The 22,852-nt window shown below is 73.5% G+C and carries 21 protein-coding genes, 2 tRNA genes and 1 pseudogene; 14 read left to right on the top strand and 10 right to left on the bottom strand.

What is annotated here, in order from left to right:
- Window positions 1-24: 24 nt before the first annotated feature.
- The 3 genes and pseudogenes from FHX32_RS04840 to FHX32_RS04830 all read left to right on the top strand — a co-directional run bounded on the left by FHX32_RS04840 (window position 25) and on the right by FHX32_RS04830 (window position 3,067).
- A pseudogene (locus tag FHX32_RS04840) lies at window positions 25-2,188 on the top strand (ATP-dependent DNA helicase UvrD2).
- A 124-nt stretch (window positions 2,189-2,312) separates the two neighbouring features.
- Window positions 2,313-2,570 (top strand): hypothetical protein, encoded by a 258-nt coding sequence (locus FHX32_RS04835; protein ID WP_109903841.1) that lies wholly within the window; start codon window positions 2,313-2,315, stop codon window positions 2,568-2,570.
- Window positions 2,571-2,701: 131 nt separating this feature from the next.
- A complete protein-coding gene (locus FHX32_RS04830; protein WP_167179640.1) occupies window positions 2,702-3,067 on the top strand; it encodes a WhiB family transcriptional regulator in 366 nt (121 codons plus the stop codon).
- A 309-nt stretch (window positions 3,068-3,376) separates the two neighbouring features.
- Here FHX32_RS04830 and FHX32_RS04825 read toward each other — a convergent pair whose 3' ends face one another.
- The 3 genes from FHX32_RS04825 to FHX32_RS04815 all read right to left on the bottom strand — a co-directional run bounded on the left by FHX32_RS04825 (window position 3,377) and on the right by FHX32_RS04815 (window position 6,210).
- Window positions 3,377-4,723 carry an ABC1 kinase family protein gene (locus FHX32_RS04825; protein WP_167179639.1) on the bottom strand — a complete coding sequence of 449 codons (1,347 nt, stop codon included), beginning with the start codon at window positions 4,721-4,723 and terminating at the stop codon, window positions 3,377-3,379.
- A gap of 56 nt (window positions 4,724-4,779) precedes the next feature.
- On the bottom strand, window positions 4,780-5,850 hold the full coding sequence (locus FHX32_RS04820) for a ThiF family adenylyltransferase (RefSeq protein ID WP_167179638.1): 1,071 nt from the start codon (window positions 5,848-5,850) through the stop codon (window positions 4,780-4,782).
- Window positions 5,851-6,042: 192 nt separating this feature from the next.
- Window positions 6,043-6,210 carry a DUF5679 domain-containing protein gene (locus FHX32_RS04815; RefSeq protein WP_007072829.1) on the bottom strand — a complete coding sequence of 56 codons (168 nt, stop codon included), beginning with the start codon at window positions 6,208-6,210 and terminating at the stop codon, window positions 6,043-6,045.
- 511 nt (window positions 6,211-6,721) lie between these two features.
- On the opposite strand from FHX32_RS04815, the gene FHX32_RS04810 reads away from it, so the two are divergent.
- The gene (locus FHX32_RS04810) at window positions 6,722-7,249 is read left to right on the top strand and encodes a M48 metallopeptidase family protein (protein WP_167179637.1); all 528 of its coding nucleotides are present in this window, start codon (window positions 6,722-6,724) and stop codon (window positions 7,247-7,249) included.
- Between the two features lie 133 nt (window positions 7,250-7,382).
- A complete protein-coding gene (locus FHX32_RS04805; protein ID WP_167179636.1) occupies window positions 7,383-7,988 on the top strand; it encodes a hypothetical protein in 606 nt (201 codons plus the stop codon).
- Window positions 7,989-8,079: 91 nt separating this feature from the next.
- On the opposite strand, the gene FHX32_RS04800 is transcribed toward FHX32_RS04805, so the two are convergent.
- Window positions 8,080-9,378: a zinc-dependent metalloprotease gene (locus FHX32_RS04800; RefSeq protein ID WP_167179635.1), complete on the bottom strand. Its 1,299-nt coding sequence runs from the start codon at window positions 9,376-9,378 to the stop codon at window positions 8,080-8,082.
- Between the two features lie 113 nt (window positions 9,379-9,491).
- On the opposite strand from FHX32_RS04800, the gene FHX32_RS04795 reads away from it, so the two are divergent.
- From FHX32_RS04795 to FHX32_RS04765, 7 genes are all read left to right on the top strand, one after another.
- Window positions 9,492-10,505, top strand: a complete 1,014-nt coding sequence (locus tag FHX32_RS04795; RefSeq protein WP_167179634.1) for a YlbL family protein — start codon at window positions 9,492-9,494, stop codon at window positions 10,503-10,505.
- A gap of 248 nt (window positions 10,506-10,753) precedes the next feature.
- Window positions 10,754-13,753 carry a UPF0182 family protein gene (locus FHX32_RS04790; RefSeq protein WP_167179633.1) on the top strand — a complete coding sequence of 1,000 codons (3,000 nt, stop codon included), beginning with the start codon at window positions 10,754-10,756 and terminating at the stop codon, window positions 13,751-13,753.
- Window positions 13,754-13,922: 169 nt separating this feature from the next.
- Window positions 13,923-14,429 (top strand): SigE family RNA polymerase sigma factor, encoded by a 507-nt coding sequence (locus FHX32_RS04785; RefSeq protein ID WP_167179632.1) that lies wholly within the window; start codon window positions 13,923-13,925, stop codon window positions 14,427-14,429.
- A complete protein-coding gene (locus FHX32_RS04780; protein WP_167179631.1) occupies window positions 14,419-15,330 on the top strand; it encodes a hypothetical protein in 912 nt (303 codons plus the stop codon). Before FHX32_RS04785 ends, FHX32_RS04780 begins: the two co-directional genes overlap by 11 nt.
- Window positions 15,331-15,385: 55 nt before the next feature.
- Window positions 15,386-15,462, top strand: a tRNA-Met gene (locus FHX32_RS04775).
- Between the two features lie 212 nt (window positions 15,463-15,674).
- Window positions 15,675-15,748, top strand: a tRNA-Met gene (locus tag FHX32_RS04770).
- Window positions 15,749-15,872: 124 nt separating this feature from the next.
- The gene (locus FHX32_RS04765; RefSeq protein WP_088992075.1) at window positions 15,873-16,121 is read left to right on the top strand and encodes a hypothetical protein; all 249 of its coding nucleotides are present in this window, start codon (window positions 15,873-15,875) and stop codon (window positions 16,119-16,121) included.
- A 39-nt stretch (window positions 16,122-16,160) separates the two neighbouring features.
- Here the strand turns inward: FHX32_RS04765 and FHX32_RS04760 are convergent, their stop codons facing one another.
- Complete coding sequence (locus FHX32_RS04760) at window positions 16,161-17,480, bottom strand: extracellular solute-binding protein (protein WP_167179630.1); 1,320 nt, start codon at window positions 17,478-17,480, stop codon at window positions 16,161-16,163.
- Between the two features lie 159 nt (window positions 17,481-17,639).
- On the opposite strand from FHX32_RS04760, the gene FHX32_RS04755 reads away from it, so the two are divergent.
- Complete coding sequence (locus FHX32_RS04755) at window positions 17,640-18,473, top strand: phosphoribosylaminoimidazolesuccinocarboxamide synthase (protein ID WP_167179629.1); 834 nt, start codon at window positions 17,640-17,642, stop codon at window positions 18,471-18,473.
- Between the two features lie 58 nt (window positions 18,474-18,531).
- Here the strand turns inward: FHX32_RS04755 and FHX32_RS04750 are convergent, their stop codons facing one another.
- Both FHX32_RS04750 and FHX32_RS04745 read right to left on the bottom strand, forming a co-directional pair.
- On the bottom strand, window positions 18,532-19,428 hold the full coding sequence (locus FHX32_RS04750; protein ID WP_167179628.1) for a hypothetical protein: 897 nt from the start codon (window positions 19,426-19,428) through the stop codon (window positions 18,532-18,534).
- A gap of 18 nt (window positions 19,429-19,446) precedes the next feature.
- The gene (locus FHX32_RS04745; protein ID WP_167179627.1) at window positions 19,447-19,740 is read right to left on the bottom strand and encodes a hypothetical protein; all 294 of its coding nucleotides are present in this window, start codon (window positions 19,738-19,740) and stop codon (window positions 19,447-19,449) included.
- 104 nt (window positions 19,741-19,844) lie between these two features.
- On the opposite strand from FHX32_RS04745, the gene FHX32_RS04740 reads away from it, so the two are divergent.
- The gene (locus FHX32_RS04740; protein WP_167179626.1) at window positions 19,845-20,294 is read left to right on the top strand and encodes a hypothetical protein; all 450 of its coding nucleotides are present in this window, start codon (window positions 19,845-19,847) and stop codon (window positions 20,292-20,294) included.
- Window positions 20,295-20,315: 21 nt separating this feature from the next.
- On the opposite strand, the gene FHX32_RS04735 is transcribed toward FHX32_RS04740, so the two are convergent.
- The 3 genes from FHX32_RS04735 to glpK all read right to left on the bottom strand — a co-directional run bounded on the left by FHX32_RS04735 (window position 20,316) and on the right by glpK (window position 22,807).
- Window positions 20,316-20,765 (bottom strand): YbaB/EbfC family nucleoid-associated protein, encoded by a 450-nt coding sequence (locus tag FHX32_RS04735; RefSeq protein ID WP_167179625.1) that lies wholly within the window; start codon window positions 20,763-20,765, stop codon window positions 20,316-20,318.
- Between the two features lie 100 nt (window positions 20,766-20,865).
- Entirely contained in the window at window positions 20,866-21,288 is a 423-nt protein-coding gene (locus FHX32_RS04730) for a DUF3592 domain-containing protein (RefSeq protein ID WP_167179624.1), read from the bottom strand.
- 34 nt (window positions 21,289-21,322) lie between these two features.
- Window positions 21,323-22,807, bottom strand: coding sequence for a glycerol kinase GlpK (gene glpK, locus FHX32_RS04725; protein ID WP_167179623.1), 1,485 nt, complete (start codon window positions 22,805-22,807; stop codon window positions 21,323-21,325).
- Between the last annotated feature and the right edge of the window lie 45 nt (window positions 22,808-22,852).

Raw genomic sequence — 22,852 nt, 5'->3', positions numbered from 1 at the left:
GCGCGGCTGCGAGAATTCCGGGCTGTGGGGGTTCACTCAGCGACCGAACGGGTGCTCGCCGGGCTGGATCCGGAGCAGCGGTCCGCGGTGACCGCCCCGGCCGGCCCGGTCTGCATCCTGGCCGGCGCCGGCACCGGCAAGACGAGGGCCGTCACCTCCCGGATCGCCTACCGGGCCCTCGCCGGCGAGATCCCGCCCCGACACGTGTTGGCGGTCACCTTCACCGCCCGGGCCGCCGCCGAGCTGCGGGCCCGGCTCACCGCGCTCGGGGTGAGCGGCGTCCAGGCGCGGACCTTCCACGCGGCGGCGCTGCGCCAGGTGCGCTACTTCGCGCCCCGGCTGCTGGAGGGCCGGGCCATGCCCGAGCTGCTGGACAGCAAGGTCCGGCTGGTCACCCTCGCCGCCGCCAAGGTGGGCCTGCGCACCGACCGGGCCGCCGCCCGCGACCTCGCCGGTGAGATCGAGTGGGCCAAGTCGTCGCTGGTCGAGCCCGCGGAGTACGTGGTGGCGGCGGCCAAGGCGCTGCGCGACACGCCGCACGAGCCGGCGAAGGTGGCCGACGTCTTCGCCGCGTACGAACGGCTCAAGCGGGCCAACGGGGTGATCGACTTCGAGGACATGCTGCGCGCCGCGGTCTGGGGGATCGAGGAACACGCCGACGTCGCCGAGCAGGTCCGGGGCCAGTACCGGCACTTCGTCGTCGACGAGTACCAGGACGTCAACCCGCTCCAGCAGCGGCTGCTGGAGGCCTGGCTGGGTGGCCGCGACGACCTGACGGTGGTCGGCGACGCCAGCCAGACCATCTACTCCTTCACCGGGGCCACCTCCGGCTACCTGGTCGACTTTCCCCGCCGCTACCGGGGGGCGACGGTGGTCCGGCTGGTCCGCGACTACCGGTCCACCCCGCAGGTGGTCGGGCTGGCCAACGCGGTGATCTCGCAGGCGCGCGGCGCCGAGGCGCGGCTGCGGCTGGAGCTGGTCGGCCAGCGCCCACCAGGCCCCGAGCCGGAGCTGCGGATCTTCACGGACGAGCCGGCCGAGGCCGCCGCGGTCGCGGCTCGCTGCCGGGCGCTGGTCGACGCGGGCACCCCGGCCCGCGAGATCGCCGTGCTGTTCCGCACCAACGCGCAGTCCGAGGCGTACGAGAAGGCGCTGACCGAGGCGAGCGTGCCGTACCAGGTGCAGGGGGCGGAGCGGTTCTTCGAGCGGGCCGAGGTGCGGCAGGCGATGGTGGCGCTGCGGGCCGCCACCCGGTCCATCCCGGGAGAGACTCCGCTGCCCACCGCCGTGGTCGAGGCGCTCGGCGCGGTCGGCTGGGCGCCCGACGCCGCCCCGGCCGGCGGCGCCGCCCGGGAGCGGTGGGAGGCGCTCGCCGCGCTGGTCCAGCTCGCCGAGGAGTACGCGGCCACCCCCGAGGTGCTGCCGATCGGCCCAGCCGCCGCGGTGGAGCGCCCGGTCACCCTGGCCGACTTCAACGACGAGCTGGCCCGGCGGGCCGCCACCCAGCACGTGCCGACCGTGGACGGGGTGACGCTGGCCTCCCTGCACTCGGCCAAGGGCCTGGAGTGGGACGCCGTCTTCCTGGTCGGGCTCGCCGAGGGCACCCTGCCCACCACGTACGCCAAGACCGTCGAGCAGGTCGAGGAGGAGCGCCGGCTGCTCTACGTCGGCATCACCCGGGCCCGGGAGTGGCTCTGGCTGTCGTACGCCGCGGCCCGCTCGCCGGGCGGGCGGGCCCGGCGGCCGACCCGGTTCCTGCCCCAGCTGGACCGCTCCGGGGGCGGCGCCGAGCGGGCCGGTGCCCGGCCGGCCCGGCGCACGGAGCGGCGCCGTACCCAGATCGTCTCCTGCCGGATCTGCGGCGCCACCCTGCTCGCCGGCCCGGACCGCAAGCTCGGCCGTTGCGCGACCTGCCCGTCCGACATCGATGAGGAACTGCACCAGCGGCTGCACGAGTGGCGGTCGCGGGTGGCCGGCGCGCAGAAGGTCCCGGCGTACGTGGTGTTCACCGACGCCACCCTGACCGCACTCGCCGAACGCCGGCCGGGCCGCCCGGAGGAACTCATCGCGATCGCCGGGATCGGGCCACGCAAACTGGGCCTCTACGGGGAGTCGGTACTGGCGCTGGTGGGCGGCGCGGCGGTCGACGACGTTCTGCCCGAAGAAAACTTTTGAAATCTGGCCGTAAATCGTTTGCCCTCGCCGGGGGCCGAGGAATAGCCTCATGGCACACCTCGCGAGCGGCGCCATTCGGGCTGCTCAAGAGGCTGAGACCGAGCCGATCACGAGTGAACGTCAGGGAGGTGGCACCAATGGAGATCTTCTACACCAACGAGCGTCCGGCGGCGCTGCCCGCTGCCGTCGCTCCGCTGTCGGCTGTCCGGGTTGCCGTCGCGGCCACGCGACCGTCGGCTCCGCAGGTGCACCAGGTCGAGGCTCAGGCCGAGCTGATTCTCGCCACCGTGCCGAACGGAGTCCAGGGGACCAGTGGCTTCACCGGCATGGGCATCGATGGCGCCAAGAAGCGCACGGATGTCCGCGGCGTTCCACCTCGAGGTAGACCGGTCTGACCACCAGACCACCGGCTCACCTCGAGGCCGCGGAACCCGCATACCGGGATCCGCGGCCTCAGTTTTTGTCCCGCCGAAGTACGTCGGAAATGCGATCCACGAGATCGAAGTGAGAGAGAGGTGACCGGGCGATGAGTCTGGCCTTGGCCCCGCTCGACGTGAGCGTTGAGCTGGAGGCGAACCTGCCCTGCCGGAAGTTCGACCCCGACCTGTGGTTCTCCGACTCGCCCGCCGAGCTCGAGCTGGCCAAGTCGCTCTGCGGGGACTGCCCGCTGCGCGTCGAGTGCCTCGCGGGCGCGGTCGAGCGGGCCGAGCCCTGGGGCGTCTGGGGTGGCGAGATCTTCGAGCGTGGCGCGGTCGTCCCGCGCAAGCGGCCCCGTGGCCGTCCGCGCAAGGAGGACGTCGCCCGGGACGCCGCGCTCCGGGTCGAGGCCGAGGCGCGCCTGGCGGCCAGTGGGCTGTCCGGGGCGCGGAACGCGGTCCGGCTGGCGGCCTGACATGAACCCGATCCGTATCCACCCCGCCGGTGCCATGCCGGCCACGAGAGAGCTGACCACCATGCTGCACGTTCCGAACGGAGCCTTCGAGATGCAACTACTCCATGAAGCGTTGTCCCGGGCTCGAATGCGCCGGCCTCAGGCCGGTCGTACCACCACGAGCACTGAGGCAACCCGATCCGCCCGTAGCGTCGCCATGAACAGCCGCAAGCAGTCGGCGCGCGACCTGGGCGTTCTCTGACACCCACCGATCACGAGGGGCGGGTGGCCGGTCTCCCCGGCCACCCGCCCCTCGGCGTCTCTCCCGGTTCAGGCGACCGGGGCGAATCCGGGCAGCCAGCGTTCCAGGATGCCCCGGTAGGGGGCCTTCGCCTCCAGCTGGCAGAGCACGCCGATCGAGCCCAGCGTCACCCGGTGGATCAGCAGGTACGACGGCGGCAGGTTGAGCTGCCGGCTGAGCTGGTAGGCGGGGGAGCGGGGGCTGGCCAGCCGGGCCGCCTCGCCGCGCAGCCAGGCCCGGGTGAACCGGAACTCCTCGGCCGCGATGGGCTCCAGCATCGGCCGGAGGAAGTCGAGCACCGCCTGGGCGTCGATCTCCTCGGCGGAGCCGATGAAGCCCTCCGCCCGCAGGCCCGTCACCACCTCGTCGGCGTTGCCGCGCAGGGCGAGCGCGGCGATCCGGCCGATCGGCTCGGGGGTGCCCTCCGGCATCCGGGCCACCGCGCCGAAGTCGATCACACCGAGCCGGCCGTCCGGCAGCAGCCGGAAGTTGCCCGGGTGCGGGTCGGCGTGCAGCAGGCCGGCCCGCTGCGGCGCGGACAGGTGCAGGATGGCCATCAGCCGGCCCGCCTCGTCGCGCTGCTCCTCGCTGCCGGCTCGGATGATGTCGGCCAGCGGGGTGCCCTCGACCCACTCGGTGACCAGGACCCGGGGCGAGGCGGAGACCACCGCCGGGATGTAGATCTCCGGGTCGTCGGCGTACGCGGACGCGAAGGCGCGCTGCGACTCCGCCTCCAGTTCGTAGTCCAGTTCCTCGGTGATCCGTTCCCGCAGCTCCACCAGCAGCGGCTTGACGTCCAGTCCGGGCTGGATCGCCCGGAACATCCCGCCGAGTCGGGACAGCTGCTTGAGGTCGGCGAGCAGGGCGTCACCGGCGCCCGGGTACTGGATCTTGACGGCCACGTCCCGGGTGTTCGGGGCGCCGGAGGGGCCGTACCCCGCCTCCCGCCAGATCGCCCGGTGCACCTGACCGATGCTCGCCGCGGCGGCAGGGGTGTCGTCGAACTCCACGAACCGGTCGCGCCAGTCCGGCCCGAGCTGTTCGGCGAGCACCTTGTGCACGCTGGCCGCGGGCAGCGGCGGCGCGGCCTCCTGGAGCTTGGTCAGCGCCTGCCGGTAGGGGGCGGCGATCTCCTCGGGCAGTGCCGCCTCGAAGACCGACAGCGCCTGGCCGAACTTCATCGCCCCGCCCTTGAGCTGCCCCAACACGCTGAACAGCTGCTCGGCGGTGCGCTGCTGGATCTCCGCGGAGATCACGTCGGAGGCGAGCCCGGTGACGCGCTTACCCATGCCGAGGACGGTCCGACCGGCGAAGCCGAGCGGCAGAGCGGCGAGCTTTGCGGTCCGGGACACGGCCCGGCGCGGGATGTCGGTCACCCGGTCATTGTTACCGACGCGAGGGGCCCGCTGCTGCTCTGCGCCGCCCTCGGTGCTCACCGCCGTGCTCGGGAACACCCACACAGGGCGTGCGGCGGCCAGACCCGGCGCCGGAACCGGCCCGGTCCGGCCACCTCCACCGCGCAGCCGAGCGTCTCCGGCGTGCCGCCGTCGAGCTGGACCAGCGCCTCGGCGGCCGCGTACCCGCCGGCGGCCAGCAGCGTCGCGGCGGCGCACGCCGGCTCCGGACGCCCGGCGGCGAGCTGCGCGGCGAGCGCCGGCCAGTCCGGGTCGCGGTCGGTCCGGTGCAGGTCGAGACAGTTGAGGCAGGGCCCGACCGGGGGGCGGACCAGCGGCCCGATCACCGGTACGCCCTCCCGCAGGGCGACCAGCAGGTGCGGCTGGCGCCGCTGGGCGTACCCGGCGGCGAGCAACGCGGCCGGCCGGTCGGCGCCGAGCCGGACCACCAGGTCGACCCGGCCCCGCCGGAGCGGTCCGGTGCGGGTGCCGGGGGCGGCCCGGTCGACGGCGTCGCGTGCCGCCGCGGCGAGCGGACGGCCGACCTCGGCGGCCGGGATGCCGGTGCCGACCAGGTCCGCCGGTCGAACCGGGCCGGTCAGGCCCGGGTGCACGTGCCCGACGCCGGCCTGGGCCAGCGCGACGGCGACCGCGGCGCCGAGCGGCCCGGCCCCGCTGACCATCACCCGGGCGGCCAGCCGGCGGCGCAGCACCTGGGCGGGGGTGCCGGGCAGCCGGGCGGTGGCCAGGGCCAGCGCGCCGGCCTCCGCCGCGAGCCGGGCCCGGGCCGGTCCGGCCAGCTCCCGCGGCAGCAGGGTGTGCGCGGGCACCACCAGGCCCGCCGCCAGCAGCGCGTCGAGCAGCGTACGGGCGTGGTCGGGCCGGACGTCGGCGTCGGCCGCGTACGCCAGGACGCGGCGTTCGCTGCGACTGCCGTCGAGCAGGTCGAGCAGCCGGGCCGCACGGGGGTCGGCGACCTCCAGCAGGACGGCCCGGCCCGGTTCGACGCCGAGCTGGAGGGTGTGCCGGTCACGCCAGAGCCGGGTGATCCCGGGCAGCAGGGTGGGCCGGGGCAGCGGGGTGGACCGGGGCTGCGCGGGACGGGTCATGCGACGGATCGTGACCGTTCCCCTGCTGTCCGTCGATCGTTGTCCACAGGTGCGCGGCAGCCTGTCCAGGGTTGTCCACAGGATTTGGCGAGATATCCACAACCGGCCGGTAGTCGTGTCGGCCACCCGACAGTGGGAACGAAAAGCGGGAGGGGTGGCCCTCGGCCACCCCTCCCGCACACCCGATCCGGGTCAGACCTTCGCCTTGCCCAGGATGCGGTTCACTGTTGTGCCGCACACCGGACACTTGCCCTTGGCCATGTTCATCCCGGTCTTGCTGACCTCGATGTGCCCCTCGAAGTCCCGCTTCTCCTTGCACTTGACGCAGTAACCGTTGTAGGTCTGGGCCTGGTCGGCCACGGTGCCCTCCTCGTCTCGTCCGCCGGTCACTGCCTACCGGCGGTTGTCCCGGCGGCGGGCCACGCGGGGCGCCGGCGCTGGGTCGTTCTCCGCGGCCACCCACGTGACCGCTGGTCCGCGGACCCTACCCAGGTCTGGGCGGTTCCATGTCAGCTGTGCATCGACACTGTGAGGAAGTCGACGTCGAGAGTGTGCATGGCGAATTACGTCGGATAAGTCAGTTTGGCGGGGACACGCCGACCGAACCGTCCCGAAAGCCGTCCTCGGCCCCCCGAGCGGCGTCCGAACCGGTGATCACCTACCGTGGAGCGGAGCCGGTGTGCGCGGCCCGCCGTCCGCCACGAAGGGTGACGGTGGTGCGCCGCGCAGGTCCGGCTAAGAATTTTTCGGGACTCCTGGCGACCAATCCCCATTTTCCGGGCGCGTGTCGAGGGGTTGACTCTTGCGGACCCCTGGTCACTACGCAGTAGCTTTCCTTCGTGGCAGGAATCCGAGGCTGCGCGGCCCGCTGATGGCAGGGGTGCGGAAGCCGGTCGTCGAAGTGCGGCGCAGCCAGCGCCGGCGACGCACGGTGTCCGCCTACCGCGACGGTGAGCGGGTGGTCGTCCTCATTCCCGACCAGTTCTCCCGGGCCGAGGAGAGCGAGTGGGTCGACCGGATGCTCGCCCGGCTCGCCGCCCGGGAAGGGCGGCTGGCCCGTTCCGACGACGAACTGCTGGTCCGGGCCACCCGGCTGATCAAGCTCTACCTGCCCGAGCACGGCGCGCAGGCGGTCCCGGCGAGCGTCCGCTGGGTCACCAACCAGAACGGCCGCTGGGGTTCCTGCACCCCCGCCGACGGCACCATCCGGCTCTCCCACCGGGTCCAGGACATGCCCGACTGGGTCATCGACTACGTGCTCCTGCACGAGTTGGCCCACCTCATCGTCCCCAGCCACAACGCCCGGTTCTGGGCGCTGGTCGGCCGGTACCCGAAGACCGAGCGGGCCCGGGGCTACCTGGAGGGCGTCGCCGCCGCCGGCGCACCACTGACCGACTGACGCTCCCGGCCCCCACGCCGCGCCGCCCGGGCACGGCCTCGTGATCCACTCCGTCTGCCGCGCATCGGGGCGTCGGATCGTCGTTGATACCGCGATATCCCGGAAGCGGAGTTGATCAGCGTAGGGTCGGGGCGTGGCACGACGTGTGGTGGTGGCGTTGCTCGGCCCGGTGAGCTGGGCGCCACCGGGCATCGAACCGGCGGCCTGGCGGACCGCGCTCGCCGAGGACGTGGTCGACCTGCTCGCCACGCTCAACGAGGTGCACACCGCGGTGGCGGTGACCCCGGCCGACCGGTGGCTCGCCGACGCGGTGGTCTGGCCCGGCACCGAGGTCTACGAGGTGCCCGAGCCCACCCCGAACGCGGTGCTCGCCGCTCTCGACGGCTACGACCAGGCGGCCGTCATCGCCGGGGACGCCCCGGACGTGCCCGGACTGACCATCGGCAAGTTGCTCCGGCCGCTGACCAGCCGGCCGCTGGCGGTCGCGCCGGTCGAGGGCGGTCCCGGCCTGCTCGGGGTGGCGGCCCGGCTGCCCGTACCGGAGTGGCTGCCGGCGGTGGATCTGGAGTGCGGGCAGCCGGCGGCCGTACGCACGGCGGCACCGAGCCCCGGCGACCTCGCGGTGACCCAGGGCTGGCACCGGCTCCGCGGCCCCGGCGACCTGGGCCGGCTCGACCCGGCGGTGGAGGGCTGGGAGGCCACCCGCGCGCTGCTCTCCGGCGCCGGCCAACCCGGCTGACCCGACCCGCGCGTCCCCCACGGACCCGAGCCGGGCGGCTTCGACCGACGCGACCGGGCGTGCGTCCGGCCGATCCGAGCCGGACGCGGTGTCAGCGCCGGTCGTCGTCGCCGTCGGAGTCGTCGGTGCGCCGCTCCGGGCCGCCCGGCGGCTGCTCCGCCGGGCCGCCCGGGGCGGAGAAGTCGAAGTTCTCCAGCTCGCTGAGGTCGAACTCGGCCATCGCGAAGGCCACCGGGTCGGCGAAGTCGTCGTCCGAGGGGAGCAGGTCGGGGTGACCCCAGAGGGCGTCCCGGCCGGCGATTCCGCGGTGCTCGGTGAGCGCCGCCCAGAGCGCCGCCGCCTCGCGCAGCCGGCGCGGCCGCAGCTCCAGGCCGACCAGCGCGGCGAAGGTCTGCTCGGCCGGGCCGCCCGCGGCGCGGCGCCGGCGGAACGCCTCGCCGAGCCGGACCACGTTCGGCAGCCGGCCGCCGGCGGCACTGTCCACCACGTGGCAGACCCACCCCTCGACCAGCGCCAACGCGGTCTCCAGCCGGGCCAGGGACGCCTTCTGGGCGGGGCTGTCCTCCGGGGTGAAGATGCCTTCCAGCGCGATCGCCTGCATCGACTCCGGGTCGGTCGGGTCGACCCGGCCCATCGCCTCCTCGATCGCTTCCCGGTTGACCCGGATGCCGGCGGCGTACGTCTCCACCGCGCTCAGGACGTGCCCGCGCAGCCACGGCACGTGCTGGAAGAGCCGCTGGTGGGCGGCCTCGCGCAGGGCCACGTAGAGGCGGACCTCGTCCTCGGGCAGCTCCAGGCCCTCGCCGTACGCCCGGATGTTGGCCGGGATCAGCGCGGCCGTGCCGGCCGGGCCGAGCGGCAGCCCGATGTCGCCGGCGGAGAGCACCTCCGCGGCGAGCGAGCCGAGCGCCTGGCCGAGCTGGCCGCCGAAGAGCGCGCCACCGAGGGTGGCCACCATCGACTGCATCGGGCCGAGCTGGGCGCGCGCCTCCGGCGGCACCAGGTCGCCCATCGCGCCGACCATCCGGCTGGCCACCGGGTCGCAGAGCTTGCGCCAGACGTCCAGGGTCTTGTAGATCCACTCGTTGCGGTTCCAGGCCACCGAGGTCTGGATGCCCGAGGGCAGCGCGGAGGCGGGCTCCAGCCAGAGGTCGGCGAGCCGCAGCGCCTCCTCCACCGCGTTGCGCTCGTACGGCGAGACCGCCGGGTCGCCCGCGGCGGCGAGCTGGCTGGCGGCCACCTGCCGGGCCAGGTCCCAGTTGACCGGCCCGCTGCCCGACGCGGAGAGCAGGTGCTGCAACTGCGACATGAACTGCTGCATCTGCGCGGGGTCGTTGGGGTCTGGTGGTTGCCCACCCGGTAGCGCGAAACCGAACGGAATATCAGGCACGACGTCTACGGTACGCGTGCCGCGCCCCGGGTCACCCCCGCTGGCGTTGCGCTGAGGGCGAAGTCGCGGTTCGCCCGCCGGGACGCCCCACCCCGGTCGGTACGCTCTGCCGCATGAGACGTCGCGGCGTGACCGTCCTGCTCGGTGCTCTGCTCACCACCCTGCTCAGCATCGGCGTGCTCGGCGCACCCATCCCGTACGTGGTGCTCGGTCCCGGGCCGACCGTGAACACGCTGGGCAAGGAGGACGGCAAGGACGTCATCGAGGTGACCGGCGGGGAGACCTCGACCTCGGCCGGGCAGCTGCGGCTGACCACGGTCGGCGTCCAGCCCTCGGTCAAGCTGCGGTCGGCGCTGGCCGGCTGGTTCTCCGACGACGAGGCGGTGGTGCCGCGCGAGCTGGTCTACCCGCCGGGGGAGACCCAGCAGGAGGTCGAGGAGCGCAACGCCGAGGACTTCAAGGTCTCGCAGACCAGCGCGGAGACCGCGGCGCTGCGCGAACTGGGCTTCCCGGTGCGGGTGGTGGTCAAGACGGTCGCCGCCGACGGGCCGTCGGCCGGGGTGCTCAAGCCCGGCGACGTGGTGACCTCGGTGGACGGGCAGCCGGTGCCGGTGGCGTCCCGGCTGACCGAGCTGATCCGGGCCAAGCCGGCCGGGAGCCGGCTCACCATCGGCTACACCCGGGACGGCGCGGCGGCCACCGCGCCGGTGACCAGCCGCGAGCAGGACGGCCGGCCCCGGATCGGGATCGAGATCGAGCAGCAGCAGCCGCACCCGTTCACCATCAAGATCGACCTGGAGGACATCGGCGGCCCGAGCGCCGGCCTGATGTTCGCCCTCGGCATCGTGGACAAGCTGACCCCGGAGGACCTGACCGGCGGCCGGATCATCGCCGGCACCGGGACGATCGACGACGAGGGCCGGGTCGGTCCGATCGGCGGCATCGCACAGAAGCTGGTCGGGGCCAAGCAGGCCGGCGCGACGGCGTTCCTGGTGCCGGCGGACAACTGCGCGGAGGCGGTCCGCAACCCGCAGCCCGGCCTGCCGTTGGTCAAGGTGGGTTCGCTGGACGAGGCGCTCGCCGCCCTGGAGACGCTGCGCGCGGGCGGCCAGCCCACCCACTGCTGACCGCCGGCCCACCGGGCCGGCACCGGCCGTGCCGGCCCGGCCGTCCCGCCCGGTGTGACGGCCCGGACGGGGTCGCTGACCGGCCCGGCGGTGGTTGTGGAGCGGGTCGCTGAAGGGCCCGGCGGGCGGGCCGCGGCGGGCGGCACGCGGCTGCCGCACGACCGTGACCCGACACGTTCAGGAAGACCCCGTACTCTGGGTGCCTGGTCGGAGCCGATCACATCGAGCGTGCGGAGCCAACAGTGGTCATGCGTAGCAGCAGCCCCCTGCCGAGGATGAGCCGACGCGGACGCGTCACGATCGGCGTCCTGGTCGGGGTGTTCGTGCTCTTCACCCTGCTGGGCTGGGGTGTACAGGCGTGGACGGACTGGCTGTGGTTCGACGAGGTCAGCTACACCCAGGTCTTCACCGGCGTGCTGACCACCCGGCTGCTGCTCTTCCTCAGCGTCGGGCTGGGCATGGCGGTGATCGTGGGCGGCAACCTCTGGCTCGCCCACCGGCTGCGCCCGCGGATGCGTCCGCACTCGCCCGAGCAGGCCACCCTGGAGCGCTACCGGATGCTGCTGAGCCCCCGGCTCGGGCTGTGGATCGCGCTGGTCGCGGCGGTCATCGGCCTCTTCGCCGGGCTGAGCGCGCAGAGCCGGTGGAACCAGTGGCTGCTCTTCCGCAACGGCGGTGACTTCGGCGTCAAGGACCCGGAGTTCGGGGTGGACATCGGCTTCTACGTCTTCGAGCTGCCGTTCTGGCGCTACCTGCTCGGGGTCGGCTTCACCGCGGTGGTGCTCTCCCTGATCGGCGCGCTGGCCGTGCACTACATCTTCGGCGGGGTCCGGCTGCAGGGCGTGGGCGATCGGATGAGCAACGCCGCCCGGGCCCACCTGAGCACCCTGGTCGCGGTCTTCGTGCTGCTCAAAGCGGTCGCGTACGTGCTGGACCGGCGGGCCATGCTGCTGGAGTACAACGACGGCGCCAACGTCTACGGCGCCGGCTACGCCGACGTCAACGCGCTGCTGCCGGCCAAGGAGATCCTCGCCTACATCTCGGTCGTGGTGGCCATCGCGATCATCGTGTTCTCCAACGCGTGGATGCGGAACCTGGTCTGGCCGGGCATCTCGCTGGCCCTGCTCGGCGTCTCCGCGGTCGCGATCGGCGGCATCTACCCCTGGGCGGTGCAGACCTTCGAGGTCAAGCCGAGCGCCCGGGACAAGGAGGCGCCGTACATCCAGCGCAGCATCGACGCCACCCGGGCCGCGTTCGGGTTGGACGTCACGAAGACCACGCCGTACGCGGCGGCGAACCTGACCCCGCCGCCGAGCCTGGCCACCGACACCTCGGTGGTGCCGAACGTCCGGCTGCTCGACCCGCAGCTGGTCAGCGAGACCTACACCCAGCTCCAGCAGGTGCGCGGCTTCTACGACTTCGGCCCCAAGCTGGACATCGACCGGTACGGGGTGAACGGCAAGACCTCCGACTACGTGGTCGGCGTCCGGGAGATCAACTACGGCGAGCTGACCGCCCAGCAGGCCAACTGGATCAACCGGCACACCGTCTACACCCACGGCTACGGCCTGGTGGCCGCGCCGGCCAACCAGGTGGTCTGCGGTGGCCAGCCGTTCTTCGTCTCCGGCTTCCTCGGCGAGAAGGCGCAGGAGGCCTGCTCCTCGCAGACCGAGCAGATCCCGGCCAGCCAGCCGCGGATCTACTACGGCGAGCGGATGGAGGCCGGCGACTACGCGATCGTCGGCAAGGCCGACCCGGAGGCCGAGCCGGCCGAGTTCGACCGGCCGGTCGGTGAGGGTGGCGAGGCCGGCGAGGCCTACTACACCTACACCGGTGAGGGCGGCGTCGAGATCGGCTCGTTCATGCGCCGGCTGCTCTACGCCATCAAGGAGCAGGAGTCGAACTTCCTGCTCTCCGAGGCGGTCAACGACAACTCCAAGCTGCTCTACGTGCGCAACCCGCGGGACCGGGTGGAGAAGGTCGCGCCGTTCCTCACCCTCGACGGCGACCCGTACCCGGCGGTGATCGACGGTCGGGTGCAGTGGATCGTGGACGGCTACACCACCTCGGCGACCTACCCGTACGCCGAGCGGGTCAACCTCCAGCAGGAGACCACCGACGAGCTGACCGGGCGGGGCACGTTCCAGCTGGCCCGGGAGAACGTCAACTACATCCGCAACTCGGTCAAGGCCACCGTCGACGCGTACGACGGGACGGTCAGGCTTTACGAGTTCGACGACACCGACCCGGTGCTCAAGGCCTGGAACAAGGCGTTCGGCGGTGACCTGGTGCTGCCCAAGGCGCAGATCCCGGCGGAGCTGGCCGAGCACTTCCGCTACCCGGCCGACCTGTTCAAGGTGCAGCGCAACCTGCTCACCAAGTTCCACGTCACCAACCCCGGCGACTTCTACTCCGCGCAGGACTTCTGGCAGGTGCCGAACGTGCCGGACGCGCCGGACAGCGGGCAGAAGCAGCCGCCGTACTACCTGTTCACCCAGTTCCCGGGGCAGGAAGCGCCGCGGTTCCAGCTCACCTCGGCGGTCACCCCGAACGGGCGGCAGAACCTGGCCGCGCTGATCTCCGGGTCGTACGTCGACGGGCAGCCGCGGCTGGAGGTGCTGGAACTGCCGGACCAGACCCGGATCTCCGGCCCGGTGCAGGTGCACCAGCAGATGACGAACAACGCCAACATCCGCCAGCAGCTGAACCTGCTCTCCTCCAACCAGGCCCAGGTGCAGTACGGCAACCTGCTGTCGCTGCCGTTCGGCGACGGGATGCTCTACGTCGAGCCGGTCTACGTCAAGAGCAACCAGCAGGACGCGTACCCGCTGCTGCAGAAGGTGCTGCTGTCGTACGGCGACGGCGGTTCCTACGTGGCGTTGGCCGACAACCTCACCGACGGCATCAAGCAGCTCGTCGAGCAGGGCAAGCGGGCCGCCCAGGGTGCCCCGCCGCCGCCCACCGGCGGCACCCCGCCGCCGCCCGGGACGCCGACCACCCCGCCGGCGCTCACCGGCGAACTGGCCGAGGCCGCCAACCGGGTCCAGGCCGCGATCACCGAGGTGCGGGCCGCGCAGGCGTCCGGCGACTTCGAGCGGTACGGCCGCGCGCTGAAGGCGCTCGACGAGGCGCTGACCGCGTTCCAGCAGGCGCAGCAGGCGGCCGCCCCGGCGACCACCCCGACCCCGGGCGGCAGCCCGGCGGCGAGCCCGAGCGGCAGCGCGCCACCCACCCCGAGCGGCGGCTGACCCGCCGTACCACGACGCAGCCCCCGGCCTCGCGGACCGACCCGGTCCCGGCGCCGGGGGCTGTGTCGTTTACCTGACCGAATACTCGACCGGGGCATGCAACCTGCTGGCGCGTTGCTCCGTCCTGTCTGCAACACACGGCGAGGTCCGGGGGAAGCGTGGTCGGCTCATGAGAGATGCACACAGTTTTGACGAGTTCTACCGGAGTACCTCCCGGCGGATGCTCCGGTACGGCTACGCGGTCGCCGGCGACTACACGGAGGCTCAGGACCTGGTGCAGGAGGCGTTCGCCCGGGCCTGGCGGCAGTGGGACAAGCTGGTCGACCATCCGGCCCCCGAGGCCTGGTTACGCCTGGTGATGGCCCGGCTGGCCACCGACCGGTGGCGCCGCCTGCACGGTCTCCGCGGCGTGCTCAGCCGCAGCGGTCCACCGGCGTCGGTGCCCGCGCCCAACGAGGACAGCGTGCTCCTGGTGAACGCGTTGCGTCAGCTGCCGGCCGCCCAGCGGCAGGCCCTCGCCCTGCACTACCTCTTCGACATGTCGGTGGAGGAGATCGCCCGGGAGACGGAGGTGCCGACCGGCACCGTGAAGTCCTGGCTTTCCCGGGGCCGTTCCCGGCTGGCGGCGCTGCTGCCCGACTACTCCCCGGAGCTGGAGGCCCACGATGTCGCGTGAACTGTCCGATCTCTACCATTCGCTCGCCGAGGATGCCGACCGCGGGCAGTTGGCGCTCCCGGAGACGCTCCGGCGCCAGGCCGACCGCCGGGCCCGGGTCCGGGCCGCGGGCACCGCACTCGCCGTGGCGGTACTGGTCGGCGGGGTGGCGACCGGCGCCCGGTTGACCCTTTCCGCAGACCCGGCTCCCGTCCCGCAGCCCGCCGGGACGCCGACGCCGACGCCGACGCCGACCGTTCCGTCCGCCACGCCGTCATCGCCGTCGACGTCCGCGGCAGCGGGCGCCGGCCCGAGCGGTGCGCCGACCGGTGGGGCCGCCCGCACGCCCACCTCGATCCCCGACCGGGCGTTCTTCACCCTGGCGAAGGCGAACCGCACCGGCATGGACCCGGTCTTCCGGGACACGGCCCCGCTGCCGAAGCTCTGCGACGCCCGCTTCCCGAGCGAAGCCGCGGTCGCGCAGAGTCGAACCCGCAACCTCGCCTACAAGCTGGCCGCCACCCCGGAGGGGTACGTCCCGGACGGCAGCTACGCGCACACCATCACCATCTACCGGTCCGGCCGGGCCGACGACTTCCTCCGGGAGCTGCGCCAGGCGGTCCGCGACTGCCCGGAGCAGGAGGGGCAGAGCAACGGCACGCCGGCGACCTCCCGGCAGCGACTGCTCCCGGACAGCGGCTACGGCGACGAGTCGGTGCTGTTCGAGATGCGGGCGGCGGCGCGGGACGTCAACGGCGACCCGACCGGCGGCGACGAGATCCGCCTGGTCCGGGCGATCCGGGTCGGCGACGTGGTGACCGTGCTGTGGGAGCAGGGCTGGGAGAACACCTCCAGCGAGCGGTCCCAGGTCGACGCCGACAGCCGCCGGGCGGTGGCCGCCGTCGAGGACTGGCTGGGGTGAGCCGAGGGGCCGTTTTGCGGCACGCCGGGGTGGTGCGCTACGGTTGACGGACCGACGCGGGGTGGAGCAGCTCGGTAGCTCGCTGGGCTCATAACCCAGAGGTCGCAGGTTCAAATCCTGTCCCCGCTACCACATCGAATCGGCCCCGAGGTAGTTCCCCTCGGGGCCGATTCGCGTCTCGACCCCCGCGGCCGGCCGGGCTCCGCGCACGCCGGCTGTCTCAGCGTCGTCCCGGCGCCGCAACCGTCCCACCGGCGTGTGACGTGGTCGGCGGCCATGCGACGGCGGGGATCCGGGGGGTGGCTGATCATCCCGACTCGGATGAGATAGAGTGGTGAGGCCGACGCGGGGTGGAGCAGCTCGGTAGCTCGCTGGGCTCATAACCCAGAGGTCGCAGGTTCAAATCCTGTCCCCGCTACTGTCCCGAAGGGCCCCGATGATCTCCGGGGCCCTTCGGCGTTTCCCGTGCCGACACATCCGCACGGCGGCGATTCACGGTCGACCGTCCTGCCCGGGTTGCGGTTCTCGGCGAGGATGGGGACATGTCTGCTTTCGGCAAGTGGTGGGGCCGGCTGAGCGCGGTCCTCGGTGCGGTGGTGCTGTCCGTCTTCGTGCCCGTGGCGGCCTGGGCGTCGACCGGCACGGGTGAGCTGGTCGTGGAGGCCGCCCGGCGGCGGCGCGGCGGCGGCTTCGGGTTCTTCGGGCTGCTCTGCTGCCTGGTGGTGGTCGCCGTCATCGTCTACCTGGTGTTCCGGATGACCCGCAACCGCCGGGGCGGCCCGCCGCGCTGATCCGTCCGCCCGGGCGACGTCCGGGTGCCGGTCGACCCGTCAGGCCAACACCGCGTTGGCCTGGGCCAGGAACCGGGTCGCGGCGGCCTGGGCGTCGGCCCGGCCGGCCCGGACGCTCTCGGCGGCATCGAGCAGCAGCGCGCGGACCCGGGTATGGCCCGCCGGGGGCGGGTTCGGTGCCGGGCCCAGCCCGTCGGCCAGCGTGGCGCCGAAGGCGGCGGCCCGCTGTTCCACCGGGTCGGCGAGCAGGCCCTCGGTGTAGCGGCGGACGGCCAGGCTGGCGCTGAGGCCCCGGTCGTGCCCGAGCACGGCGCCGGCTTCGCCGTTGGTGGTGAGGAAGTTCAGCACGTCCACCGCCACGGCCGGATGCCGGGTGCCGCGGAAGGCCGCCCAGTACATCGACGCCCGGGCCCACTGGGCGGCCGGCGGCCCGGGCAGGGCCGCCAGCGCCAGTTCGTCCCGGGCCAGCCGTTGCAGTTCCGGTAGCTGGTGCGACCAGGCGAACGAGGCGGCGGTGGCCCCGGTGACCACGAGCTGCCGGGCCGGCTCGCCGCCGTCGGCCTGCTCCACCAGGGTGGAGCTCGGCGTGGCCCGGCCCGCCCGGGCCCGCTCCCACAGGGCGAACCACTCGGCCAGCGCGTCGGCGGCGAAGCCGAGCTGCCGGCTGCGGTAGAACTCGCCGCCCCGGCCCCGCAGCCAGAGCCAGAGTGCCCGGTAGTCGCCGGACGCGTCCATGGTGCCGGCGACCCGGCCGCCGCCGGCGCGGCTGACCTGCTGTGCCCAGGCGACGTACTGGTCCCAGCTCATCCCGGTGCTCGGCTCCGCCACCCGCAGCCGGCGCAGCAGGTCGCGGTTGACCACCAGGGCGGCCGCGGTCTGCCCGGCGGCGACGGCGACCGGCTGGCCGGCCACCTCGGCGTACCGGGCCAGGCCCGGGGGCAGGGCGCTCAGGTCCAGCCGCCGGTCGGCGACGTACCGGCCGAGGTCGAGGACGATCTGGCGCTCCGCGTACTCGGTGAGCACGCCGTCGTCGAGCTGGAACAGGTCGGGCACGTTGCCGCCGGCGGCCTGGGTGGCCAGCCGGTCGTAGTAGCCGCCGCTGCCCTGCCAGGTGACCCGGAAGGTGACCCGGGGATTCCGCTCGGAGTAGAGCCGCAGCGCCTTCTCGGTCCGCTCGGCCCGCGCGGTGCCGCCCCACCAGAAGACCGACAGCTCGACCGGCCCGTCGTCGGTCGGGGCGGCCTCCTCCGCGGTGCACCCGGCCAGCCCCACGACCGGAGCGCCCAGCAGCGCGGCGAGCACCCGGCGTCGACCCGGATCCGCGCCGGGACGGTGCGAGGCGGGACGGGCGGCGGGCACGGGGCCTCCTGGGTGCGGGCGGGCGGTCGGATCATTCACGCAGGCGCCGCCGGAGGGTGTCAACGGCCGTCCGGCCACACCCGGTCCCGGCCGGATGCGGCGTTCCGCCGGCAGCACCGGCGACCGGGCGTGCGTCGGGCGCGTGGTGTACTAGGGCACGTGGAACTTCTGCACTCGGGCAAGGTCCGGGACGTCTACGCCGACGGCGACGACCTGATCCTGGTCGCCTCCGACCGGATCTCGATCTACGACGTGGTGCTGCCCACGCCGATCCCGGACAAGGGCAAGCTGCTCACCGCGCTCTCGCTGTGGTGGTTCGATCAGCTTTCCGACCTGGTGCCCAACCACATCCTCTCCGCCACCGACGTGCCGGACGAACTCGCCGGCCGGGCGATCCGCTGCCGGCGGCTGGAGATGGTCCCGGTGGAGTGCGTCGCCCGGGGCTACCTGACCGGCGGCGGCCTGCAGGAGTACCAGCGCACCGGCGCGGTCTCCGGGGTGCCGCTGCCGCGCGGCCTGGTCGAGGCGTCGATCCTGCCCGAGCCGATCTTCACCCCGTCCACCAAGGCGCCGGTGGGGGAGCACGACGAGCCGATCACCTTCGCCGAGGTGGTGGACAAGGTGGGCGCCGAGACCGCCGAGCGGCTGCGGCAGATCACCCTCGACGTCTACCGGCGGGGCGCCGAACTCGCCGCGGACCGGGGCATTCTGGTCGCCGACACCAAGATCGAGCTGGGCTGGGCGGCGGACGGCACGCTGATGCTCGGCGACGAGCTGCTCACCTCGGACTCGTCCCGGTTCTGGCCGGCCGAGTCGTACCAGCCGGGGCGGGTCCAGTTCTCCTACGACAAGCAGTACGTCCGGGACTGGGCCACCGACAGCGGCTGGGACAAGCAGGCACCGGCCCCCGAGGTGCCGGCCGAGGTGGTCGAGGCGACCCGGGCCCGCTACGTGGACGTCTACGAGCGGCTCACCGGCAACCGCTGGAGCTGATCGCGGCACGCGGTCGCCGGCCGCGCGATGCCGGACGCCGGGCGGACCGGCGGCGCGCTCAGTGGTTCCAGACGTCCCCGCCGAAGACCCGCGACCAGACGTTGTCCACCACACCCGAGGTGCCCCAGACGGTGTCCCCGTCGGCGTCCGCGCCGGCCGGCGCCACCTGCGTCATCCCGCCGTAGATCAGGTAGCCCGGCCCGTTGGGGGAGCCGGCGATGTGCCGGCCGCTGCTGTGGATGCCGTAGCCGACGAAGTCCCGCTCCCACTTGGAGAGGAACCCGGCGGCCACGTTGTCGAGCCCGTCGACGGTGGCCTGGACCAGGTCCTTCAGCACGTCGGTGCGGCCGGTGCCCAGCTGCATCCCGACGTCGAACGCGCCGGCCGCGGCGATCGCCGCCGCCCCGCCGGTGGCGACGGCCTCGGCCATCGCCTCGATCCCCTTCAGGAAGCCGAGCGCCGAGGCGGCGAAGGAGTTCGCGGTGGCCAGGGCGGAGGCCGCGGCGGGCGATCCGACGACGGTCGCCGCGGCGGCCGCGATGAAGGTGGCGAAGGCGAACAGGATGGTGGAGACCACCGTGTACGCCACCACCAGGCAGAGCAGGATGGCGCCGACGCAGAGCATGGTGACGCCCACCGTGACGGCGAGCACCTGGGTGCCGACGACCTGGACGTCGTACTTGCGGACGTGCACGCCGAACGCGTCCCGGTCGCGGCCGCTCCACTGGGCGGCGGTCAGCGTGCCGACGGCCGAGTCGAGGTTGTCGCGGGCGGTGCCGAGCTGGTCGTACATCGAGAGCCAGTCGCCGCCCTTGCGCATGATCGTTTCCGGATCGCACTGGTTGAAGTAGACGATCTGGGCGACCGGCCAGGCGGCCGGGATGACCGCCGCGGCCACGGAGATCTCCACCAGCGCGGCCTTGGCGGCGATCGCGGGGTAGGTCGGGTCTGCCATCGGGTCTCTCCGGCGTCCTCAGCGGGCGGCGATGGTGCTGGCGGTCTCGGTGGCCTCCCAGTTGTCCGCCGTGGCGGACAACCGCGACCGGATCTCGGTGAGGTGCTCGCGCTTGCTGCGCAGCTCTTCCTCGACGAACTCGACGGCACCGACGTAGGCGACCGCCAGGTGGGGCACCACCGAGGTGAAGTTGCTGTGGGTGATGGCGCGGGCGGATTCCAGCAGATCCGTGCAGGCGTCCAGGGCCGGGCCGACCTCACGCTCGATCGTCTCGCCGAGCGCACGGATCGCCGGCGGGTCCACCTCGATCATCGGCCCTCCCCGTTGGCGCGATCGACGTCCGTTGCGGCCGGAGCGCGGACAGCCTACCGGATCATGGCTGGGGCGGGATGCCCCGCGCTGGTAGCCTCCGAGCCATGCCGCCCGGACGACCCGCCCCGACGCCGCCCGACGACTACGTGTCCCGGATGGCCCGCCGGCCGCGCTGGCAGCGGCTGCTGGTGCCGGTCGTCCTGGTCGCCGTCGCCCTGGCGCTCCCGATCGGCCTGGGACGCAACGCGATCGACGCCGAGCGGGTGACCATCCGGGTCGAGTCCTGCGACCTCGACGGTCCGAAGGCGACCGAGCGGTGCCGCGGCAGTTGGCAGCTCTCCGACGGCACGGTGGTCCAGGGCCCGGTGGGCGGCGGCTCGGTACGCGAGGGCGAGCAGGTCGGCGGCTGGGGCAACGACACCCGGGCCACGGTGAACCTGATGAGCTGGCTCGTCGCCCCGCTGCTGGTCGGCTCCGCCCTGCTGGCGGTGCTGGTGGCGCTCGCCGTCGTGTTCCTGCGGGCGGCCGCGAAGCGGGCGCGGCGCGGCCGCTGACCCCGCTCCCGGCCGGTCCCGTCAGACGCCCAGCTGGCGCCGCAGCCGTTCCAACATCTGGGTGCTCTCCCGGAGCGGCCCGCTGACCAGGTCGTTGAGCTGTGCCAGCTTGGCCTGCGCCGCCGCCGGGTCGTGCACCAGCGCCTCCGGGCCGGCCGGGCCGGTCAGCTCGCGCAGCGCCTCGCTGGTTTCCCGCTGCAGGTCGGCCCGGGCCTTGCGGAGCAGGTCGCCGAGCAGTTCCGCCAGATCGGTCGCCGGCAGGCGCAGCGCGCGCGGGTCGATGTGCAGCTCGTGGGCGGGATCCTCAGCGGTGCAGGCGACCCGGACCAGCCCGTCCTCGCTCTCCGCCCGCCCGGTCAGGCCGGCCAGCCGGGTGCGCAGCTCCTCTCCGCGGTTCAGCTGTTCCCGCATCCGCTCCATCAGTTGCGCCATCACGTCGCCCGTCGGCGCGTTCCCGTTCGGCCCGGTCATCGTGCCCCCATTCCCGTGTCGTCCGTCGGTGCTGCGGGGCCGACCGTAGCCCCTGCCGACCACCACCCACCATGGAGGGTCGGCGGGCGGTCGCCGGACCCTAGCTCAGGCGCAGGAAGACCGCGACGCCGACGACCAGCACGATCACGCTGACGCCGAGCAGCGTGACGAAGGGGACGATCACGGACGACGTGCCGCCGATCCCCGGCGCCTCGACGAGGATCCGGGTCGGCCGGGACGGCTCGTGCACCACGGTGACCGGCCCGGGGGCCGCCGACAGCGGGGTCTGCCGCCAGCGCCCCGGCGTCGCGGTCAGCTCCCGGCCGTCGGCCGCCCGGAACCGAACCACCGGGTGATACGTCCGGGGCCCGTAGCCGAAGGTGACGGGTCGCAGTCCCACCACCTCGCCCGGCGCCCGGGCGCCCCGGCGCAGCAGGTCGAGGTCCCGCCGGAACCGGACGACCGCGTAGCTCGCCCCGGACAGGCCGAGCACACTCATGATCACCAACACCAGGGTCGGCATCGGTCCCCCTTCGGCACCGTCGGCCGGGCCGCCGTCAGTCCACCCAGTTCAACGTGCGCTCGACCGCCTTGCGCCAGTTGCGCAGCTCGCGGTCGCGGTGCTCCCCGGTCATCGCCGGGGTCCACTGGGCGTCCGAGCGCCACTGCTCGCGCAGGGTCGCCAGGTCCGGCCAGAAGCCGACCGCCAGGCCGGCCGCGTACGCGGCGCCGAGACAGGTGGTCTCGGTGATCCGGGACCGCACCACCGGCACGTCGAGCACGTCGGCGAGGAACTGCATGAGCAGCCCGTTGGCGGTCATCCCGCCGTCCACCCGCAGCCGGCGCAGCGCGACGTCGGAGTCGGCGTTCATCGCGTCGACCACCTCGCGGGTCTGCCAGGCCGACGCCTCCAGCACCGCCCGGGCCAGGTGCCCCTTGGTGATGTAGCCGGTCAGCCCGGCGATCACGCCCCGGGCGTCGCTGCGCCAGTGCGGGGCGAACAGCCCGGAGAAGGCCGGCACCACGTAGCAGCCGCCGTTGTCGGCGACGGTGCCGGCCAGCTCCTCCACCTGGGCCGCGGTGGAGATCAGCCCGAGGTTGTCCCGCAGCCACTGCACCAGCGAGCCGGTCACCGCGATCGCCCCCTCCAGGGCGTACGCGGCGGGTTGGCCGTCGATCCGGTAGGCGACGGTGGTGAGCAGGCCGTGCGCCGAGGAGACCGGGCTGGCGCCGGTGTTGAGCAGCAGGAAGCTGCCGGTGCCGTAGGTGCACTTGGCCTCGCCCGGCTGGAAGCAGGTCTGCCCGAACAGCGCCGCCTGCTGGTCACCGAGCGCGCCGGCCACCGGCACCCCGGCGAGCAGTCCGGTGGCCTCCCCGTAGAACTCGGCGGAGCTGCGGATCTCCGGCAGCATGGCGGCCGGCACGCCCATCGCGTCCAGCAGCTCCGGATCCCAGTCGAGGGTGGACAGATCCATCAGCATGGTGCGGCTGGCGTTGGTCACGTCGGTGACGTGCCGGCCGGTCAGCTTCCAGATCAGCCAACTGTCCATGGTGCCGAAGAGCAGCTCGCCGGCCTCGGCGCGCGCCCGCAGGCCCTCGACGTTGTCGAGCAGCCAGCGCAGCTTGGGCCCGGCGAAGTAGGTGGCCAGTGGCAGGCCGGTGCGGGTGCGGAACAGCTCCTCGCCGTACGCCTGCTCCAGCTCGCGCAGCAGCGGACCGGTGCGGGTGTCCTGCCAGACGATCGCGTTGGCCACCGGGCGGCCGGTGGCCCGGTCCCAGACCAGCGTGGTCTCCCGCTGGTTGGTGATCCCGACCGCGGCCAGCCCGGCCGCGTCGGTGCCGGCCGCGTCCAGCGCCTCCCGGACCACCTGCTCGACGTTGCGCCAGATCTCCTCGGCGTCGTGCTCTACCCAGCCCGGTTGCGGGAAGAGCTGCCGGTGCTCGCGCTGCGCCACGGAGACGATCTCCCCGGCCCGGTCGAAGACGATGCACCGCGACGAGGTGGTGCCCTGGTCGATGGCGGCGACGTACTCTCCGGTCACGGCAGCACCGTACCCGGCCCGGCGGCGGTGCGCCGCCCGGCGCCG

This window comes from Micromonospora sp. CNZ280 (assembly GCF_011759515.1).
Note: the sequence above shows the minus strand (reverse complement) of the source record. Positions and strands in the feature narration are given on the sequence as shown.

Excerpts from the sequence above, each read along its gene's own strand:
- FHX32_RS04835 (WP_109903841.1), top strand. The coding sequence starts at position 2,313 with ATGGAGATCTTCTACACCAACGAGCGTCCGGCGGCGCTGCCCGCTGCC.
- FHX32_RS04820 (WP_167179638.1), bottom strand. The coding sequence starts at position 5,850 with ATGACCCGTCCCGCGCAGCCCCGGTCCACCCCGCTGCCCCGGCCCACC.
- FHX32_RS04795 (WP_167179634.1), top strand. The coding sequence starts at position 9,492 with ATGAGACGTCGCGGCGTGACCGTCCTGCTCGGTGCTCTGCTCACCACC.
- FHX32_RS04735 (WP_167179625.1), bottom strand. The coding sequence starts at position 20,765 with ATGACCGGGCCGAACGGGAACGCGCCGACGGGCGACGTGATGGCGCAA.
- FHX32_RS04790 (WP_167179633.1), top strand. The coding sequence starts at position 10,754 with ATGCGTAGCAGCAGCCCCCTGCCGAGGATGAGCCGACGCGGACGCGTC.
- FHX32_RS04830 (WP_167179640.1), top strand. The coding sequence starts at position 2,702 with ATGAGTCTGGCCTTGGCCCCGCTCGACGTGAGCGTTGAGCTGGAGGCG.
- FHX32_RS04730 (WP_167179624.1), bottom strand. The coding sequence starts at position 21,288 with ATGCCGACCCTGGTGTTGGTGATCATGAGTGTGCTCGGCCTGTCCGGG.
- FHX32_RS04745 (WP_167179627.1), bottom strand. The coding sequence starts at position 19,740 with ATGATCGAGGTGGACCCGCCGGCGATCCGTGCGCTCGGCGAGACGATC.
- FHX32_RS04740 (WP_167179626.1), top strand. The coding sequence starts at position 19,845 with ATGCCGCCCGGACGACCCGCCCCGACGCCGCCCGACGACTACGTGTCC.
- FHX32_RS04780 (WP_167179631.1), top strand. The coding sequence starts at position 14,419 with ATGTCGCGTGAACTGTCCGATCTCTACCATTCGCTCGCCGAGGATGCC.
- FHX32_RS04765 (WP_088992075.1), top strand. The coding sequence starts at position 15,873 with ATGTCTGCTTTCGGCAAGTGGTGGGGCCGGCTGAGCGCGGTCCTCGGT.
- FHX32_RS04810 (WP_167179637.1), top strand. The coding sequence starts at position 6,722 with ATGGCAGGGGTGCGGAAGCCGGTCGTCGAAGTGCGGCGCAGCCAGCGC.
- FHX32_RS04785 (WP_167179632.1), top strand. The coding sequence starts at position 13,923 with ATGAGAGATGCACACAGTTTTGACGAGTTCTACCGGAGTACCTCCCGG.
- FHX32_RS04750 (WP_167179628.1), bottom strand. The coding sequence starts at position 19,428 with ATGGCAGACCCGACCTACCCCGCGATCGCCGCCAAGGCCGCGCTGGTG.